The organism is Streptomyces sp. NPDC058284, from assembly GCF_042881135.1.
Lineage (GTDB): Bacteria > Actinomycetota > Actinomycetes > Streptomycetales > Streptomycetaceae > Streptomyces.
The window spans coordinates 616,597-634,781 of the sequence record NZ_JBHVYE010000001.1; the positions used below are offsets into that span (position 1 = coordinate 616,597).

The 18,185-nt window shown below is 69.4% G+C and carries 14 protein-coding genes; 9 read left to right on the forward strand and 5 right to left on the reverse strand.

Annotated features, from left to right (window positions below):
* Positions 1-4: 4 nt before the first annotated feature.
* Positions 5-2,362: a collagenase gene (locus ACFVYR_RS02385; RefSeq protein ID WP_384247734.1), complete on the reverse strand. Its 2,358-nt coding sequence runs from the start codon at positions 2,360-2,362 to the stop codon at positions 5-7.
* A gap of 191 nt (positions 2,363-2,553) precedes the next feature.
* The gene (locus ACFVYR_RS02390; RefSeq protein ID WP_384248015.1) at positions 2,554-3,702 is read right to left on the reverse strand and encodes an MFS transporter; all 1,149 of its coding nucleotides are present in this window, start codon (positions 3,700-3,702) and stop codon (positions 2,554-2,556) included.
* A 168-nt stretch (positions 3,703-3,870) separates the two neighbouring features.
* On the opposite strand from ACFVYR_RS02390, the gene ACFVYR_RS02395 reads away from it, so the two are divergent.
* From ACFVYR_RS02395 to ACFVYR_RS02425, 7 genes are all read left to right on the forward strand, one after another.
* Positions 3,871-4,617, forward strand: coding sequence for an AraC family transcriptional regulator (locus ACFVYR_RS02395; protein ID WP_384247736.1), 747 nt, complete (start codon positions 3,871-3,873; stop codon positions 4,615-4,617).
* A gap of 167 nt (positions 4,618-4,784) precedes the next feature.
* Entirely contained in the window at positions 4,785-5,987 is a 1,203-nt protein-coding gene (locus ACFVYR_RS02400) for an NAD(P)/FAD-dependent oxidoreductase (RefSeq protein ID WP_384248016.1), read from the forward strand.
* Positions 5,988-6,044: 57 nt separating this feature from the next.
* On the forward strand, positions 6,045-6,368 hold the full coding sequence (locus ACFVYR_RS02405) for a (2Fe-2S)-binding protein (protein WP_384247737.1): 324 nt from the start codon (positions 6,045-6,047) through the stop codon (positions 6,366-6,368).
* A 40-nt stretch (positions 6,369-6,408) separates the two neighbouring features.
* Positions 6,409-8,235 (forward strand): FAD-dependent oxidoreductase, encoded by a 1,827-nt coding sequence (locus ACFVYR_RS02410; RefSeq protein WP_384247738.1) that lies wholly within the window; start codon positions 6,409-6,411, stop codon positions 8,233-8,235.
* A gap of 107 nt (positions 8,236-8,342) precedes the next feature.
* On the forward strand, positions 8,343-9,251 hold the full coding sequence (locus tag ACFVYR_RS02415) for a dihydrodipicolinate synthase family protein (protein WP_384247740.1): 909 nt from the start codon (positions 8,343-8,345) through the stop codon (positions 9,249-9,251).
* Positions 9,252-9,337: 86 nt separating this feature from the next.
* Positions 9,338-10,342: a proline racemase family protein gene (locus ACFVYR_RS02420; RefSeq protein WP_384247741.1), complete on the forward strand. Its 1,005-nt coding sequence runs from the start codon at positions 9,338-9,340 to the stop codon at positions 10,340-10,342.
* Between the two features lie 93 nt (positions 10,343-10,435).
* Positions 10,436-11,125 carry a GntR family transcriptional regulator gene (locus ACFVYR_RS02425; protein ID WP_384247743.1) on the forward strand — a complete coding sequence of 230 codons (690 nt, stop codon included), beginning with the start codon at positions 10,436-10,438 and terminating at the stop codon, positions 11,123-11,125.
* Between the two features lie 329 nt (positions 11,126-11,454).
* Here ACFVYR_RS02425 and ACFVYR_RS02430 read toward each other — a convergent pair whose 3' ends face one another.
* The 3 genes from ACFVYR_RS02430 to ACFVYR_RS02440 form a co-directional block, all read right to left on the reverse strand.
* Positions 11,455-11,856, reverse strand: coding sequence for an integrase core domain-containing protein (locus ACFVYR_RS02430; protein ID WP_384247744.1), 402 nt, complete (start codon positions 11,854-11,856; stop codon positions 11,455-11,457).
* Between the two features lie 188 nt (positions 11,857-12,044).
* Positions 12,045-12,326, reverse strand: a complete 282-nt coding sequence (locus ACFVYR_RS02435; RefSeq protein ID WP_384247746.1) for a hypothetical protein — start codon at positions 12,324-12,326, stop codon at positions 12,045-12,047.
* Positions 12,327-12,350: 24 nt separating this feature from the next.
* Positions 12,351-12,539, reverse strand: coding sequence for a hypothetical protein (locus ACFVYR_RS02440; protein ID WP_384247747.1), 189 nt, complete (start codon positions 12,537-12,539; stop codon positions 12,351-12,353).
* A 268-nt stretch (positions 12,540-12,807) separates the two neighbouring features.
* On the opposite strand from ACFVYR_RS02440, the gene ACFVYR_RS02445 reads away from it, so the two are divergent.
* Together ACFVYR_RS02445 and ACFVYR_RS02450 are read left to right on the forward strand one after the other, a co-directional pair.
* On the forward strand, positions 12,808-14,919 hold the full coding sequence (locus ACFVYR_RS02445; protein ID WP_384248018.1) for a helix-turn-helix domain-containing protein: 2,112 nt from the start codon (positions 12,808-12,810) through the stop codon (positions 14,917-14,919).
* Between the two features lie 942 nt (positions 14,920-15,861).
* On the forward strand, positions 15,862-17,985 hold the full coding sequence (locus tag ACFVYR_RS02450) for an AIPR family protein (protein ID WP_384247748.1): 2,124 nt from the start codon (positions 15,862-15,864) through the stop codon (positions 17,983-17,985).
* The last annotated feature ends 200 nt before the right edge of the window (positions 17,986-18,185 follow it).

Here is an 18,185-nt window from a genome sequence, read left to right on the forward strand (position 1 = left end):
GCTCTCAGCCCTTCAGCGGGCCCTCGCAGCCGAAGTCGGCACTGCCCGCGCGGCCGTCGGACCAGATGTCGACCCTGCCGAACGTGCAGTTCATGTCGGCCAGGTTGTTGTCACCGGCCGCGGAGCGGTCGAGGAGGAAGTAGTCCACCGTCTCCGACATGTCCTCGAAGACGGCGTCCGGGTCACCGGCCGCGCCGAGGTTCGCGGTGATCCGGCCCGTGCAGATGTACCGCGGACGCTCCGGCGCGCCGTTCGTGCGGCAGTCGGGCGTGATGCCCGTCGTGGCCACGAAGGAGGCGCGGACCTGCGCGGCGGTGGTGTCGCGCAGCGCGCTTACCGGCACATACCTCGTGTCCGGCACGAAGAGGTCGTCGACGTGCGCGATCTGCTTGTCGAGGAAGGCGTCGTACCGGCTCTGCAGGCCCCCGTCCCCGCCGAGCCGGTCGCGCCAGGCGTCGAAGCCCGCCGGGTCGTCGGCCCGCAGGTACCCGTACATCTCCTTCAGGAGCGCGGGGCGCTCGCTCCACAGGAACTCGAAGAACGTGCCGGCGTAGTCGTAGAAGCGGAAGCCGTCGCCGTCGTACGTGGCGTGCAGGAGCTGGTCCACGCTCATCCGCGGCCCGCCGTTCGCCGTGTCGTCGATGATCCCCCTGACCAGTGACTTGCGGACCTTGATGCCGTCGTCGCGGGTGGCGCCGTCGAAGAACTCGGCCGTCCCCTCGTCCATCGCGGTGGTCCGGTCGCCCTCGTACCACCGGCCCTCACCGAAGAAGCCCGGCACCGCCCAGCGGCCGTTGAGGTAGTGCGTGTACTCGTGGCGGAAGAGCTCCTCCAGCGTCAGCGTGGAGTCCTGCGGGACGCGGCGCTGGTAGGTGTAGAAGGTCGCGCCGCGCTCGATGTAGACGCCGCCGTTGTTCGTGTCCATCCCGGTGAGCAGGGGGTGGTAGTTCTCGTAGTCGGCGCGCGAGGCGTAGAGGACGGTCGTCAGTCCGGTGTTGGGGTCGCCCGCGAGGGGCTCCTCGGTGCCGACGACGCGGTGGAAGTGCGCCTTGACCTGCTTGCTCGCGTAGTAGAGCTGGTCGACTGTGTCCCGGCCGAGCGCCGTACGGACCTTCATCCCGCCCTTGTCGTACGTATAGGTCCGCGGGAAGAGGCGTCGCTCGATGTCCTCCTTGCACACCTTGTACGGCGCGCAGGCCCCGAACGTGTTCAGCCAGGTGGCGACCTTGGCCCAAGGGGCGCTGCCCTCACCGAAGTTGCGGGCGGTGACGGCGACGAGGCCGCCGAGCCCGGAGACGGTCTCCTGGGTCAGTCCGTCGATCTGCCCGAACCTGCCGTACTCGCTCAGTGCGTCCCGCACCACCCAGGCGTTGCCGGTGCCCTTGAGGTGGGTGTACGCGCCGAAGGCCTTGAAGGCGGCCCGGTAGGAGGGGTCGGCCTTCACCGCGGCGTGGAAGGCGGTGTCCTGGTTCCCGGGATAGACGCCGAGGTAGCTCAGGGAGAGCGCGGCGAGCGCGGACCCGGCCCAGCCCGCGTCCTTCGCGGTCTCAGGGTGAGCGGCGTCCATGGTGGACAACACTCGCTTGACCAAGGGGAGTTGGTGCTGCCGCAGCCCCGGGGCGCTCGCCGCGTAGAGCGCCTCGCGCAGCGACGCGGCGTTGGCCGGGGTCACGTCGAAGGTGCGGGCGGCCGAACCGAAGGCGTCGACGGCACGGCGCATCGCGTCGACGGTCGGCCCGTCGGTCACGTCGATCTCGTCGTGCGAGAAGTCCTGGTAGGCGACGGCGTGGAGGTAGGTGAGCATCTCCAGGAGGTTGCCGCCGTTCCTGCCGTCGTGGGCGGGGGCGAGCCGGGATATGCGGCCTGCGACGGCCTGGACGTGGGCGTCCGACATGACGGGGGCGAGGCGCCGGTCCCAAGTCCAGAGGAGCGTGCGCAGGCAGCCGTCGGCGGTGACGGCCGGGTCGGCGAGGAAGTCGGCGAACCGCTCGGGCGAGAGGCCGGTGACGCCGTCGAGGGTGCAGGGGGCGGCCTCGGCTCTCACCGTGCGCCGCTCCTTCGGTTCCGGCGTGCGCGCACCCGGGGTGCGGCCGCCCTTGAGCCCGCCGGGCGCCGGGATCTTGTAGGCGCTCGGCCTGGGAGCCTTCGCCTTCCGGTCGACGATGTCGAAGGGGCTCGGCTTGTCGGGCGTGGACGCCTGGGAGGTCGCGGAGGTGGCGGAGGTCGCGGCGGCGCTGGGTCCGGCCGCCGCGGGAGAGGAAGTGGCCGCGTGCCCGTACTGGGCGGCCGAGACGCAGAGGACCGCCGCTATCGCGCCGGAGAGCGCGGATCTGCGCAGGGTTCGTGGACGTGGTCGGTACACCGATGGCTCCTGTGGGGTGGGGAGGCGAGAGGTGACACCTCGGTCAACTGGCGTGCCTGGCGTCCTACTTGCGGGCCGCCGCCGCGCCATGTGATGCGTAACGTAGTAATGTGAAATTGCACTGACAACCCCTCAGACGCCAGGAAACGTCCCGCCCCCCGCCTCACACACTCGCTCGCTGGCTCACTCGCTCAGGACCGGGACACGGCTGCCGCCCCCGGCTCGCGCAGTGTGCGCAGCAGGAGCCAGCCGAGCGCGGGCAGCACGACGAGCGGTGCGAGTGCGACGTGCAGGGAGGTCGCGTCGGCGACGGTGCCGATCAGCGGGCTCGCGAGACCGCCGATGCTCACGGTCAGGCCGAGTGTGACGCCGCTCGCGGTGCCCACGCGCCGGGGCAAGTAGTCCTGGCCGAGGGTGATGTGCAGGGAGAAGGGCACGTACAGGGCGGCGGAGGTGAGCGCGACGAAGACGTACAGGAGGGGCCCGGGGACGAGGACGACGCCCGCAACGGCGAGCACCGACGAGGCGTACGACCAGCGGACGACCGGCAGACGGCCGTGCCGGGCGGCGAGCCGTCCGCCCGCGACGGTTCCGGCCGCCCCGCCGACGTAGAGCACGAACAGCGCCACGGTGCCGGAGACTTCACCGCCGCCGGTGCGCTCCCGCACGTACAGGGCGATGAAGGTGCTCAGTCCGGTGAAGACGATGGATCGGCAGACGATGGCGCCGGACAGCTTGACGAACGACGGCCAGTCGTCCTCGGCGGCAGCGGTCGAAGCCGGGACCTCGCTCTTGGGCTCCGCCGCCTCCCGAGCCCTGACGCTCCGCAGCGCGGCCACGCACAGCGCGGCTCCCGCGAGGGCGGGCACGACCAGGAGCGGGGAGGCGCCCAGGCCGCCCGTGGCGACGACGGCGGCGACCAGCAGCGGCGCGAACGCGAAGCCGACGTTTCCGCCCAGCGAGAACCAGCTCATCGCGGTGTGGCTGCCCCGGCTGGCCTGCCGCGCCACACGCGCGGCCTCCGGGTGGTACGCGGCGACGCCGATGCCGGACACGGCGACGGCCAGCAGCGTCAGCACGTAGTTCCCGCCGACCCCGGCGAAGGCGACCCCCGTCCCGCCCACCAGTGTGCTCACCGGGAGCAGCCACGGCATGGCCCACTTGTCGGTGAGCGCGCCGAACAGGGGCTGCACCACCGAGGAGAGCAACGAGGCAGCGAGCACGATGCCGGACGCGGCGGCGTAGCTATAGGCACGCTCGGAGACGAAGAACGGCACGAGGGCGGCCACGGCCCCCTGGTAGATGTCCACGCAGGCGTGGCCGAGGGAGAGGAGGGGGATGGGGCCGGGGCGGGAGGAGGGCCGAGCCTCGTTGCCGGGGGCGGGGCGGCGGCCCGGGGCCGCGTTAGCCGCGTCAGCCGCGTCAGCCGCGTCCGGAGTCTGTTTCGTCGACATCGCCTCATCGTCGTCGCGGCCCGCCCTGGCCCGCTTCCGATAAAGTGCCAACCTGTGCCGAATATCCGCCACACCCCCGACGCCCCCACCGCGACCCGGGAGTTGGCTCCCGGCGAACGCATCGACGCGCACCGCCACGACAACCACCAGATCGTCTACGCGGGCTCCGGCGTGGTGGCCGTCACCACCGACGCGGGCACCTGGTTCGCGCCGGGCACCCGCGCCATCTGGGTGCCCGCGGGCTGCGTGCACGCGCACCGCGCCCACGGCCACCTCGCCCTGCACCTGGTCGGACTGCCCGCCGCCACGAATCCGCTCGGCCTCGCCACCCCGACCGTCCTCGCCGTCAGCCCGCTGCTGCGGGAACTGATCCTCGCCTGTACCCGGTCCCCGCACGACGATTCCGCCGAGCGCCGCCGCCTGCGCGCCGTACTCCTCGACCAGCTGCGCGCGTCCCCGCAGGAGCCCGTCCAACTGCCCGCCCCTTCGGACCCCCGCCTCACCGCCGTCTGCGACCTGCTGCACCAAGACCCCGCGGACCCACGCGGCCTGGCCGAGCTGGCCACCGCGGCAGGCGCCGGCGAACGCACCCTCAGCCGCCTCTTCCGCCGCGAGCTGGGCATGACGTTTCCCCAGTGGCGCACCCAACTGCGCCTCTACCACGCCCTGCGCATGCTGGCCGACGGCCTGGCGGTCACAGCGGTCGCACACCGCTGCGGGTGGTCGTCCACCAGCGCGTTCATCGACGTGTTCCGCCGCGCCTACGGCTACACACCGGGAACGCACCTCCGCCGCGACTGACCTCGAGCCGCACGCGCTCAACTGCCTTGTCCGTACGGCCCCTTGGCAGCGCCAGTGCCATGTGAAATATTACTGCCGTGCTCACGGGACATTCGTCCGGACCACCGGACCCCTCGGACCCCTCGGATCTCTCAGCTCCTCCGGACTCCCCGGGCCGCTCGGACCTCATCGTCGTGGGGGCGGGCGTGGTCGGCGCCGCCTGCGCCTACTACGCCGCGCGTTCCGGCCTCCACGTCACGGTCATCGATCGCGGCCCCGTCGCCGGCGGCACCACCGGAGCGGGCGAGGGCAATCTCCTCGTCTCCGACAAGGAGCCGGGCCCCGAGCTCGAACTCGCTCTCCTCTCCGCCCGGTTGTGGCGGGAACTCGCCCGCGGACTCCCCGCACGCATCGAGTACGAGACGAAGGGCGGCCTGGTCGTCGCCTCCAGCGAGCAGGGCCTGACCGCACTGCGCGACCTCGCCGCCGAGCAGCGGGGCGCGGGCGTCGAGGCCGTCGAGGTCCCGGCCGACCGCCTCGCCGACCTCGAACCGCACCTCGCACCCGGCCTGGCCGGTGGTTTCCACTACCCGCAGGACGCGCAGGTACAGCCCGCGCTCGCCGCCGCCCACCTGCTGCGGGCGGCGGCCGACGCCGGACGGCTGACGCTGCGGCTGGGTGAGGAGGTCACCGCGTTCCTCACCGGACCGAGGGGCGAGATACGGGGCGTACGGACGCAGCGGGGCGAGGCGCGGGCGCCCCATGTGCTCAACGCCGCGGGCACGTGGGGCGGCCAACTCGCGCGCCTGGCGGGCGTGGAACTGCCGGTGCTCCCCCGGCGCGGTTTCGTCCTCGTCACCGAACCGCTGCCGCGCGTGGTGCGCCACAAGGTGTACTCCGCGGAGTACGTGTCCGACGTCGCGAGCGGCTCCGCGGCGCTGCAGACCTCCGCCGTGGTGGAAGGCACTCCGGCAGGCCCGGTGCTGATCGGGGCGAGCCGGGAGCGCGTGGGCTTCGACCGCACGCTGTCGGTGGAGGTCCTGCGGCGCCTCGGGGCCCAGGCGCTGCACCTGTTCCCCGTACTCGCCGAGGTGCGCGCGATCCGCACCTACGCCGGGTTCCGCCCCTACCTCCCGGACCACCTCCCGGCGATCGGCCCCGACCCACGCGTCCCCGGCCTGTTGCACGCCTGCGGCCACGAGGGCGCGGGCATCGGCCTCGCCCCGGCGACGGGGGCGCTGCTCGCCGCGATGCTGACGGGACGTGAACTGCCGGTGTCGCCAGTACCGTTCGCGCCGGACCGCTTCGCTTCGGAGCGCTACGCCGCGGACCGCCGCGCTGCGGACTGCCGCGCTTCGGACCGCCGCGTACGGGCGGACACCCCGCGATGAGGCCCCGCCGCGCCCTCGCCACCCACATCCCCACGGCCTCCGGGAGGAGTCGCCCACATGGCACGTGACGACCGGGCCCCCGCCGATCTCGTGAAGGCCGCCCCCGGGGGCACCTTCCCGATCACCTTCGACGGACATCAACTCGACGCGCTGCCGGGCCAGTCCATCGCCGCCGTGCTCTGGTCCGCGGGAATCCTCGCCTGGCGGACCACCCGCGTCGGCGGTCGGCCGCGCGGTGCGTTCTGCGGGATCGGCCAGTGCTACGACTGCCTCGCGACCGTCAACGGAGTGCCCAACAGGCGAGCCTGCCTGGTCACCGCCCGGCCCGGCGACGCCGTCACCACTCAGGAAGGGCATGGCCATGCCGGGCTCGACGTCTGAGGCGCCGCGAGGGCATGAGGCCATGGAAGGGGCTGATGCCATGGAAGGGCCTGAGACCTTGCAAGGGTCCGAGGCCATACAAGGGCATGAGGCTTCCGGGGCGTACTCCGACCTCGGGCGGTACGACGTCGTGGTGCTCGGCGCCGGGCCCGCGGGCCTTGCCGGTGCCGTACGCGCGGCCGAACTCGGCCTGACCGTGGCACTGTTGGACTCAGCGGGCCGACCGGGCGGCCAGTTCTACCGACACCCGGCCCCGGCCGCACGCGCCACCCGACCCGAGGCCCTGCACCACGACTGGCCCCGCTTCGCCAACCTGCGCGACCGCCTGGAGGCGAGCAACGCCACCCTGCTCTTCGGCCACCACGTGTGGACGGTGACGCGCGAGTCCGAGAACGACTGGACCGTGCACGCTCTCGCCGGCGAGGACGGGTGGGGCGGGGCGGGGGAGACGGGTGAGGCGGGCAGGGCGGAGGACGCGCGTGAGGCGGGCAGGGCGGAGGACGCGCGTGAGGCGGGCAGGGCAGGCGGTCCGAGCGGGCCGGGACAGCGGCCGGTGATCGTGCGGGCCCGCACGATCCTCCTCGCCACCGGCTCGTACGAACGCCACCTCCCCTTCCCCGGCTGGACCCTTCCCGGCGTGGTGGGCGCGGGCGGCGCCCAGGCCATGCTCAAATCCGGTCTCGCCCTGCCCGGCAGGCGCGTGGTCGTCGCGGGCAGCGGGCCCCTCCTGCTGGCCGCGGCCACCTCGCTCACGGCGGCCGGGGCGGAGGTGCCCGCACTGATAGAAGCGTCCGGATATCTCGGCTATGCCCGCCACCCCCGCGTACTCGCCGCCCAGCCACGGAAGCTGGCGGAGGCCGCACTCCACGGCACGGCGCTGCTGCGCCACAAGGTGCGTGTGCGCACCCGACACGCGGTGACCGAGGCGCACGGCACGGACCGGGTGGAGGCGGTGACGGTATCCCGTCTCGACCACGACTGGTGCCCGGTACCGGGCACCGGGCGCCGCATCGCCTGTGACGCGCTGGCCGTCGGCCACGGCCTGATTCCGCAGATCGACCTGGCGACCGGCCTGGGCTGCGCCACCCACCGCACCACCGACGGCACGCACGCCCTCTCCCTCGGGCCACTGCAGGAGACCTCCCTGCGCGGGATGTGGGCGGCGGGCGAGACCTCCGGCATCGGTGGCGCCCAACTGGCGATCGCAGAGGGGGAGTTGGCGGCCCTCGCCATCGCCGCCAGGCTGACCGGGCGACGCCCCGCCCCGGCCTCGTACTTGCGCACCCTGCGGCGCGTCCGCGACCGGATGCACGCCTTCGCCGACGTCATGGCCGCCGCGCACGCGCCGCGGCCGGGCTGGCTCAGGTGGCTCTCCGACGACACGGAGGTGTGCCGCTGCGAGGAGATCACCGCGGGCCGCGTCCGCGAGGCCGTCACGGACTACGGCGCCCATGACGCACGCACCGTGAAGCTGCTCACCCGGGCCGGCATGGGCTGGTGCCAGGGCCGCATGTGCGGGTCGGCGGTGGCGTGCCTCGCCGCGTCGCCGGGCCCCGTGCAGGGACCTGCCCGTCCCATACAGGGACCTGCCGACCCCCGACCGCAGCCGTCCCCGCCCCCGGACCGCCGCCCGCTCGCCACCCCCGTACCGCTGGCGATCCTGGCCTCCCTCCCGGAAACCTCTCAGCCGGAATCCCCTCTGCCGGAGACTCCTCTGCCGGAATCACCACCCGTGGAACCACCCCCACCGGAAACACCACCGTCGGAAACACCACCGTCGGAAACACCACTCCCGAAGCCGCCCCTTCCAGAGGCCCAGCCCTCCGAAACACCGAACGCCTCCCTCCCGGACAACCCTGCCGCCTAAGCCACCCCAGCCCCCTCAGCCCCTTACTCCCCCCAGCCGCCTCTACCGCCCCCACCTCCCCCCACCTTGCCCACCTCCCCACCCCACCCGACAGAAGGGCAGCCCTCATGACCTCAGCCACCTGGACCGCCGAACGCCCCTGGCGCGGCATCATGGTCGCCACCGCACTCCCCCTGCGCGAAGACCTCTCCGTCGACTACGACGCGTACGCCGAGCACGTGCGCCACCTCATCGGCAACGGCTGCGACGGCGTCGTCCCGAACGGCTCCCTCGGCGAGTACCAGACCCTCACCGACGACGAACGCGCCCGCGTCGTCCGTACCGCCGTCGAGGCCGCGGGCGACGGGGCCCGCGTCATGCCCGGCGTCTCCGCGTACGGCAGCGCCGAGTCCCGCCGCTGGGCCGAGCAGGCGGCGGACGCGTGCTGCGGTTCCGTACTCCTGCTGCCGCCGAACACCTACCGCGCCGACGAGCGGGCCGTGCGCGACCACTACACCGAGGCCGCCAAGGCCGGGCTGCCCGTGGTCGCGTACAACAATCCCCTCGACACCAGGATCGACCTCACCCCGGAGCTGCTGCGGCAGCTGCACGGTGACGGCAGCGTCGTGGCCGTGAAGGAGTTCACCGGGGATGTCCGCAGGGCGTACGAGATCGCCGAGCTGGTCCCGGACCTGGACCTGTTGATCGGAGCGGACGACGTCCTGCTCGAACTCGCCCTCGCCGGCGCGGTCGGCTGGATCGCCGGCTACCCGAACGCGTTCCCGGCCTCCTGTGTCGAGCTCTACGACGCCGCCTGCGCCCGTGACCTGGACACGGCGCTGCCCCTCTACCGTTCCCTGCACCCGCTCCTGCGCCAGGACTCCAAGACGGAGTTCGTGCAGGCGATCAAGTTGTCGATGGACATCGTGGGCCGTCGCGGCGGCCCGACCCGCCCGCCGCGCTCCCCGCTCTCCGGCCCCACGGCGGACCTGGTGCGCTCGGCCACCGAGAAGGCGCTGGCGGCGGGCCACCGCTGAGGCACCCGCCGCCCGCCAAGCCTCCCCCCGGCTGCTTGCCGATAGGCCCCCGCCACCGCGCCGAGACCGAGAACCGGAAGGGACCCATGCGCACCCGCAACGTCTTCCACGCCGTCGACTCGCACACCGAGGGCATGCCCACGCGCGTGATCACCGGTGGCGTCGGGGTGATCCCCGGAGCCACCATGGCCGACCGCAGGCTCCACTTCGTCGAACACCTGGACCACCTACGCACCCTGCTGATGTACGAGCCGCGCGGCCACTCCGCGATGAGCGGCGCGATCCTCCAGCCCCCGACCCGCCCCGACGCCGACTACGGAGTGCTCTACGTCGAGGTGTCCGGGCTCCTGCCCATGTGCGGCCACGGGACGATCGGCGTGGCCACCGTCCTGGTCGAGACCGGCATGGTCCAGGTCACCGAGCCGGTCACGACGGTCCGCCTGGACACACCGGCGGGCCTCGTCTCCGTCGACGTACGCGTGAGCGACGGGGCGGCCACCTCGGCCACCCTGACCAACGTCCCCGCGTTCTGCGTCGCGCTGGACCGCAAGGTCGAGGTGCCGGGACACGGCACGGTCACGTACGACATGGCGTACGGCGGGAACTTCTACGCGTTCGTCCCGCTCGACGCGCTGGGGCTGCCGTTCGACCGGGCGCGGAAGGACGACCTCCTCACGGCGGGCCTCGCCGTCATGGACGCGATCAACGCGTCACCGGAGCGCCCGACGCACCCCGAGCAGCCGGACATCACCGGCATCAAACACGTCTACCTCGCCGCACCCGGCTCGGACGCCCGCCGCTCCCGGCACGCGATGGCGATCCATCCGGGCTGGTTCGACCGCTCACCGTGCGGAACGGGCACCTCCGCGCGCATGGCCCAGCTCCACGCCCGCGGCGAGCTCCCGCTTGACCGCGACTTCGTCAATGAGTCGTTCATCGGTACGGAGTTCACGGGCCGGCTGGTGGCGGAGACGGAGGTGGCGGGCCGGCCGGCGGTCGTCCCGCGCATCACCGGACGGGCCTGGATCACCGGCACGGCCCAGTACTTCCTGGACCCCGACGACCCCTTCCCCGCGGGCTTCGCCCTCTGACGCCCGAAGCCTCGTCTCCCTCTCCCCCAACTGACAACGTGACATTGTACGTTGGTGATCCGCGCGGGCGCGGGGACCACCGGAGGGGACACCATGGGGCACCTGAAGCAGAAGAACCTCATCACCACCAGGGAGCGGCTGCGCGACCAGGTCGGCCACGCGCTGCGGGCCGCCCTGATCTCCGGAGAACTGCGCCCCGGCGAGATCTACTCCGCGCCCGGCCTCGCCGAGGACTTCGGCATCTCGGCGACACCGGTCCGCGAGGCGATGCTCGACCTGGCGCGGGAGGGCCTGGTCGAGCCGGTCCGCAACAAGGGGTTCCGGGTCACCGAGGTCGACGAACGCGATCTCGACCAGTACACGGAGATCCGCAGCCTGATCGAGGTCCCGATGATCGGCCGGATCACCCGGACCGCGGCCCGCGAGGACCTGGAGGTGCTGCGGCCGGTCGCCGAGGAAATCGTGCGCGCCGCCCGCGACCACGACCTCATCGGCTATCTGGAGGCCGACCGCCGCTTCCACCTCTCGCTGCTCGCCCTCTCGGGCAACGACCGACTGGTCGAGACGGTCGGCGACCTCCGCAAGCGCTCCCGCCTCTACGGCCTGACGACCCTGGACGAACGCGACCAGCTGACCCCCTCGGCCGAGGAGCACATCGAACTCCTGGACCTCATGCTGTCCGGCGACGCGGAGGCCGCGGAGCGCTGCATGGCGCGGCACCTGGGCCACGTGCGCTCCCTGTGGGCCGACGAACGCGCCACGCCCCCGCACCCCGCGCGCTGACCACCCACGTCCGTAGCCCTGGTGACGTGCTCCCCGAACAGAAAAGCAAAAGACCCCTGATGAACAGGGGTCTTAGCTGGTGGGACGTTCACGAGATCCTTTGACCAGCAACAACAGTGCTAATTGATGTTGAGGTTCCCGCGAGACGCAAGATCCCTCCCCGAGTGTATGCACACGCAATTTATTGATGGGATGCATCTACGCCCCTGAGGTAGCCCGTCGTACCACTGCCATGCAGACACTCTGCCTGCGTCTCACGGCTCGCACGGGCAACGTGAGCCGGAGAAACCGTGCCCGATTGCCTGTGCGTGCCGACAACCCCCGTCGCCCTATGCGACCTGCGCGCATTTGTGGATGAGGCCGCCGAGGCGATCCCGCCGGATGACACGCGATGGGCCATCGATGCCAGGCGGTTCAGGCGCGCCGACACCGTCGGGGCATCGCTGCCCGAGTGATCGGTGAGGTCGATGTTCGTTGTGGTGGTCGGCGTACTCGTCGACGACGAGGCGCAGATGTCGTTCGCCCGCGATCAGGATTCGGTCGGTGGCCTCGCGTCGGCAGGATCCCACCCAACGCTCGGCGATCGCGTTCATCCGAGGCACGCCCGGAAGGATGGGCACCACCCGGGCGTCGATAGCGTTGAAGAACGCGTCGAAGCCCTCAGTGAAGTAGCCGGCGTTGTCGCGGATCAGGTACTGGATGCCGATGTTGCACGTGTCATCCAGGCCCATGAGGAGGTTTTCGGACTTACTGGGTGGCCCACACGACGGTGACGTGCCGGGTGACGCCGGCGATGTGGACGCGACGGGTGCCGTGCTCGATGAAGAACAGAACGAACAGACGCAGCAGGAAAACCGTTATCCACATGGAAGACGTCGACGGCGAGGATGCCCGTGGCCTGGGCCTTGAGGAACCGGGTCTAGGAGCGGCTGGCCCGCTGGGGCGCCGGGTCGACCCCGGCGTGCTGCAAGATCTCCCAAACGGTGGAGGCTGCGACCTTCCAGCCCAGGTTCAGCAGTTCGCCATGGATACGGCGGTACCCCCATCCATCGTTTTCGCGGGCCAGGCGCAGCACCAGAGCACGCAGTGCCTCGGGCTTGACCGGACTGCCCGGGCCGCGGTGCGGATAGGTCCACTCCTTCGCGACCAGCCTCGGATGCCAGCGCAGCACGGTACGCCGCGTGACCCGCAGCTTCAGCACTGAACAGTGACGCTTGCCCAGGAGTCAGAGCAGGGCTGCGAACACGGCGCGGTCCCTGCGGGTGAAGGCGGGCTTGAGGCTGCTGCGCTGCAGGACGGCCAGCTGCTGCCGGAGTACAAGTATCTCGACATCCTTGGCCACGGAGGAGCGGGCCAGCAGGCGCAGCCAGCCGAGCAGGAGGCAGCCGAATCGGTAGGCCAGAGGGAACGTCACGATTCCCAAGCGTACGCCGACGGGCTCACGAGTGCTTTCGATGTGCTCATGCCGTGACCCTCAAGTCGCAGTTCAGCGTGGGTGACAGGGTTGTGGGCACCCACAGGCTCGGGATCGAAGGAATGCCCAGATTGACGGCGGCCATGGTGCAGATTTCCAAGTGCTTTGACACAGAGCGGACTTCGCGACCGAGCGGGGTCTATTGACTTTGTAGCAACGTTGCTAGAAGCTTGCGGCAATGTTGAGCTAGGGAGGGGCCTTGTCGCTCATGCATGGAGTCAGTGACACCCAGTTGGGACATCGACTGGCCCAACTACGCGAGCACAACGGAATGAAGCAGGCGGAGCTCGCCCGGAAAGTCACGTGGAGTCAGGCGGTGCTATCGCGCATCGAGGCCGGTGAGCGCACACTCTCGAACGACGAGCTCGCGACGCTGCTGGAGGCCATCGGCTCCGATGAGGCCGCCGACCTAGCCACTATCCTCGGTCGAGACTGGCAGCACCTCCCGAGACCAGCGCTTGATCATCCAGACCAGCATTTGCTGTGGCGAGCCGAGCAGATGATGGTGGCGCTGGAGGACGCGGGCAAGAGTCCTGAAGTGCCGGCCGCCTTCCGGACCCGGCTGGACGAATATGTCAAGGAAATCTCACGTTTGGCCACTCTGCTTCTACGACGCAAGCACCAAGTCGCCTTCATCGGCAGTATCGGTATCGGAAAATCCACCGCGATCTGCCGAGCAATGAACCTTGAGGTCACTGGCCCGCAAGGTCACAGCGTGCCTGTGCTGGAGACCGGTGCCGGTGGGGTCACGCTGTGCGAGGTCCATCTGCGTCGCGGACAGGGACACGGCATTATCGTCGAGCCTCGAACCCACGACGATATCCGTTCCGATGTGGAGGACTTCGTCGACCAAATCATGCAGTCGCGCCCGTGTGTAGCCGACGAAGACGGCACCCCGGTGGTCCCCCGCGAGATCGAGCGGGTCATCCGGAACATGGCGGGGCTTTCGGTGAAGCGCATCAAGAACGCGGACGGAAAGAGAGTGTCCACTGATCCGGCCAAGGAACTCATCGCGGAGTTTCCGGTGCGGCGGGATCTCGTCGTCGAGGTACTGACTCGGATGGGCCTGCATCGGCGCGACCGGCGCGACGAGTGGCACAGCCCCACGCTCACCGCCACCCCGTTGGAGTGGATGAAATCGACCTTCGAGCAGATCAACAATGGTCGACATCCAGAATTCTCCCTTCCAGCACGAATCGACCTCATTGTCCCTGATTTGCTGGAGATCGACGACTTCAACGTAAGGCTGATCGACACCCGAGGAATTGACCAGCCATCCGGCCGCGCTGATCTCGAAGAGCTGCTGGAGGACCCGCATACGGTGTCGATCCTGTGCTCCCATTTCAACGACGCCCCCTCGGCGTCCATCCAGCACCTCCTTCAGCGAGCTCGCGACATCAACAACACACAGATCGAATCCAATGCCGGCGTGCTCGTCCTCGCCCGCCCCGGCGAAGCGCTGGCTGTCAAGGACGAGGCCGGGTCTCGGGCCGAGACGAGCGAGGAGGGGTACGAACTTAAGAACGAGCAGGTCCTCAACGCGCTCACGCCGTACCGGCTCGGCGAGGACTCGACGTTCTTCTTCAATGCTCTCGAGGACGAGCCAGAGGGCCTACGCACCTTCCTGCGTGAGCGCATGACACGGACACGCGACCAGTTCCAGCGCCAAATGGACGATGTTCTGGACCGGACGCAGTCCCTGCTCAACAACGCACAAAAGGAACAGGTCCAGGCCGTCCAGCGCGAAGCCGGAGGGCTCCTCTCGAGCTGGATCAAGCAACATCCAAAGCCAGCGCCAATCAGCGGACACGTCCATGACACGCTCCTGAATGAAATTCAACGCGCGCACGTGAGCAGCGTGAACGCGGCGGTCCGCAGAGAAGGTGAATGGCGATCGCTGAGCTACATGCACCAGCTCGGTTACGGCGCGCGGAAGGTCGCCGCAGATGCCTTGCGGGAGTCGGTGGACGAGTTCACCACACGATGCGAGACCCTGTCTGAATTGATGCCCGACGCGACCGATCTCCTGTCGCAGGCACGCCAGCTCATGAGCACCGCCTACGACGAGCTGCTACGCAAGGTTCAGCTCACCGGCCTTACGCTCTACCGCGACGAGCTCCGAGAAGATCCGAAGTTCTGGAGCGACAACGCCGACGAGTGGGGTCAGGGGTCGGGGTACCGCGACCGTGTTCTAGGCCGAAACCGCGAATGGTTCCAGCAGCTGCAGCGACGTGCCCTCGAAGACGAGCTCGCGGCCGTCCTCGAACGCGAGTGGAGCACGGCGCTCGAGCGTGTCGAAGCAATTTTCGAACAGACGTAAGAGAGCACACTTCATCGGTTGCAGGGCATGGGTTGCGGCATCAAACTTGCCAGGGCCACACTGATACACCGCCGTCAACAATCGGCACGTCAATTAACAACGCTGTGGGCATGCGCGAGACCCCAGTCCTCCCGCAGTGGCGGTAGTGCACGTCGCCCGCCTCTCGGAAGGCTCCATGGCCAGCTCGGCGGCGGCAGCGTCTCGAACGCCGAGCACCCGTCATCTGCTGTGCACTGCTGTACTACCGGCCGGTCCCGGGCGATCGCATATGGTGATCTGTCGGCTACGAATCCGTCCAGGCGCACGACTGGCGAGCTAGCCGAGCGTCCGTGCGCATGACCGGCACGACCTCGACGTCCACGTCATCCCGTTCCTGCATCTGCCCCGCAAGGGCAGCTACACCAACCTTCGGACTCGATCTTCCCTGCCACGGACTCGACCACTTGGGCCAACTCGTCCATCAGCGCGACGGGCGCCTCGGTTTCCTCGTCAACCCGGTCAGCCGCGAGGGCTGCTCCGAGTTCGGTTGCCAAATCCATCGACTGTGTCGCCGTGCGACCGTCGCCGTTCAGACTCGCATACTTGCCGGCCTCGGCCGCAGCCATGACCAGGCGCAACAGAACCCAGGCCGCCGCCAAGACAGTCCGTGTTGTCCACCCTGACCGGACGCACAGCGTGAACCGTCTCCGCACCTTCGCGCGCCTGGTCCGAGGCTCTCACGGTCGCGTCCGCCACGGTTTCTGACGTGACCAGGTGGACCGCCTCCTCGGCATCGATCCCCGTCCGCTTTGCGAGCACCGTTGTTACGGGCGATCACCTTGGTGAGGACCTCGGCGGTGCGCGCCTGCACTTCAAAGCCGAGGAAGATCAGCAACCGACCGCACCGCACAGCAGTCCCTCGATAGAGTGATCCGCCTGACACTCTTGACGGGGAGCGATGGCATGAGCGTGGTGCAGGTCCGGTACGTCCGCAAGGTGCTCGAAGAGCGCTTCACGGATCTGATCGACCTGACGGACAAGAAGTGGCCCACAGAGAAGCACCGGGAGGATGACCTCCTCAGCCGTAGCCTCGCCGCCCTCGCCACCCAGATCGAGCACCCGTGTAGCGACGTGATTGCCGCCCAGTCCGTCTTCGACGGGCAAGACGACCGCGGACTCGACGCCATCGCCATCGAGTTACGGTCCGCACAGCCTCGGATCACCCTCATCCAGGCCAAGTGGAACCACCAGGGCAGAGCCAAGTTCGGCGAGGACGAAGTCCACAAGATGCTGCGCGGGCTGGATCTGATCCTGCACCTCGATTTCAACCGGTTCAATCGCCGCTTTCAGCGGCATGTACCGCAGCTTGAGCAGGCCTTCGACACCGAGGGGGGAACGCCGAAGATCACCCTCGTGCTCGCGCTGATGCGCACCGAGCCGCTCAACTCCGAAGTGCTCCAGCTCCTCCAGGACGGCATCGACAAGCACAACCGGGTCGTAGACATGGTCGACTACAAGATCCTCGATCTGCGTGACTTCCACCGCGAGATCCTCGGCAACGCCGCTGCACCGAAGATCGACTCCCGTGTGCGCCTCGAAGGCTTCGGATACGAGTCAATGCCGTACCAGGCCATGTACGGGACGATGTCCATACCGGAAGTCGCCGCCCTATTCACCGAGCACCGCCGGGGGCTGTTCGCCAGGAACATCCGCGACGCGCTGGACCTGACCGATGTCAATGTCAAGATCCGGAACACCCTGCTCGAACACCCCGAGCACTTCTGGTACTTCAGCAACGGCATCACGATGCTTTGCGACAGCGTCAAGCCCGCCGGGCCCTCGGTGGTGCCGGGCGGCGTGGGTGACTTCAACCTCAAGGGCGTCAGTGTCGTCAACGGGGCCCAGACCGTGAGCGCGATCCACAAGGCCTACACCACCGACGCCGAGAATGCCTCCAAAGGCCGGGTGTTAGTGCGCCTGATTTCCCTGGAGAATTGCCCACCCGGCTTCGGCGACCAGGTCACCACGAGTACGAACACGCAGAACCCCATCGAGGACCGCGACTTCAAGTCCCTCGACCCGGGCCAGATCAAGTTGCGCGAGGACTTCGCGCTCTTACTGCACCGCAGCTACGTCATCAAGCGTGGCGAGCCGAAACCCGACCGCGAGCACGGCTGCTCGATCACCGAGGCAGCCGAGGCACTTGCGGCCGCTCACCCCAACGCGGAGTTCGCCGCGCTGGCCAAGCGTGACCTCTCCGCGCTCTGGGGCGATGACACCTATAAGGAGCTTTTCGGCTCTTCACCCGAGGCGCACAGGGTGTGGCGCTCCGTCCAACTACTGCGTGCGGTCCGCGACCGGCTCACCGAACTGCGGGAGGGGCTGCGCGGACGGGCCGAGGCAGCGGCAAGTTACGGTGACCTTTTGATCACCCATGTCGTGTACCGCCAGCTCGACACCAGCGCCATCCAGGACCCGGCCACGGACTGGGACGTGCAGCTCGCTCATGTTCCCGCGCTCGTCGAGGACGCTCTCGGCTGGGCTCTGCAGGCCATCGACAAGGAGTACGGGCCCACCAGTCACGTGATCGCAGCCGTACGGAACACCGAGCGTATGCAGAGGGTGGCGCGCACCGCCGTACGAGGCATGCTGGCCGGCCACCCCGCCCCGCCGCTAGACGCGGAGTACCAGGTCGCCGACAGCGATGAACCGAAGGGCCGGCAGGTGGATGCCGTCAAAACGCTGGTGACCGCCGACCGCATAGCCGATGGCACAGTGCTGGAGTTCCGTCCGAGAAGCAGGCCGCAGCGTCGCGAGATGACGGAGTGGCTGGCCGAGGACCCCGCCCGGGGTCTGGCCGTGTGGCGGAATTCTGCTTCGAAGCAGTTGCAGTGGCAGGCCGACATGCAGTGGTACTCACCCAGCGGTCTGGTACGACACATGCGCCGCATGGCGTCGGGGAAGGACACCTCGGTGCAGGGCCCCGAGCACTGGTACGTCCCCGAGGAGGGATCACTCAGCTTCCTCGCCGACGCGGTGCGCGCCGAGCAGGGCCTGGTGGTGAGCGAGACAAGCGAAGAAGAGTAGGGCTCCCACCTGCTGTGATGCGCATCCCCTGCAAGCCGCGTAGCACACGCCGCGTCCCGCTCTTCACGCTCGGCGGACGATTGTCGGTGGTGCGGAGTAGGCTCACCCCTCGTCCTGAAGGGCGGGACCTGCCCGCTTTCACGGCCGTAAAATCGCTGGTGGAGCGGGATCGGTCACTGGCTTCCGTTCGCCGTACGAGC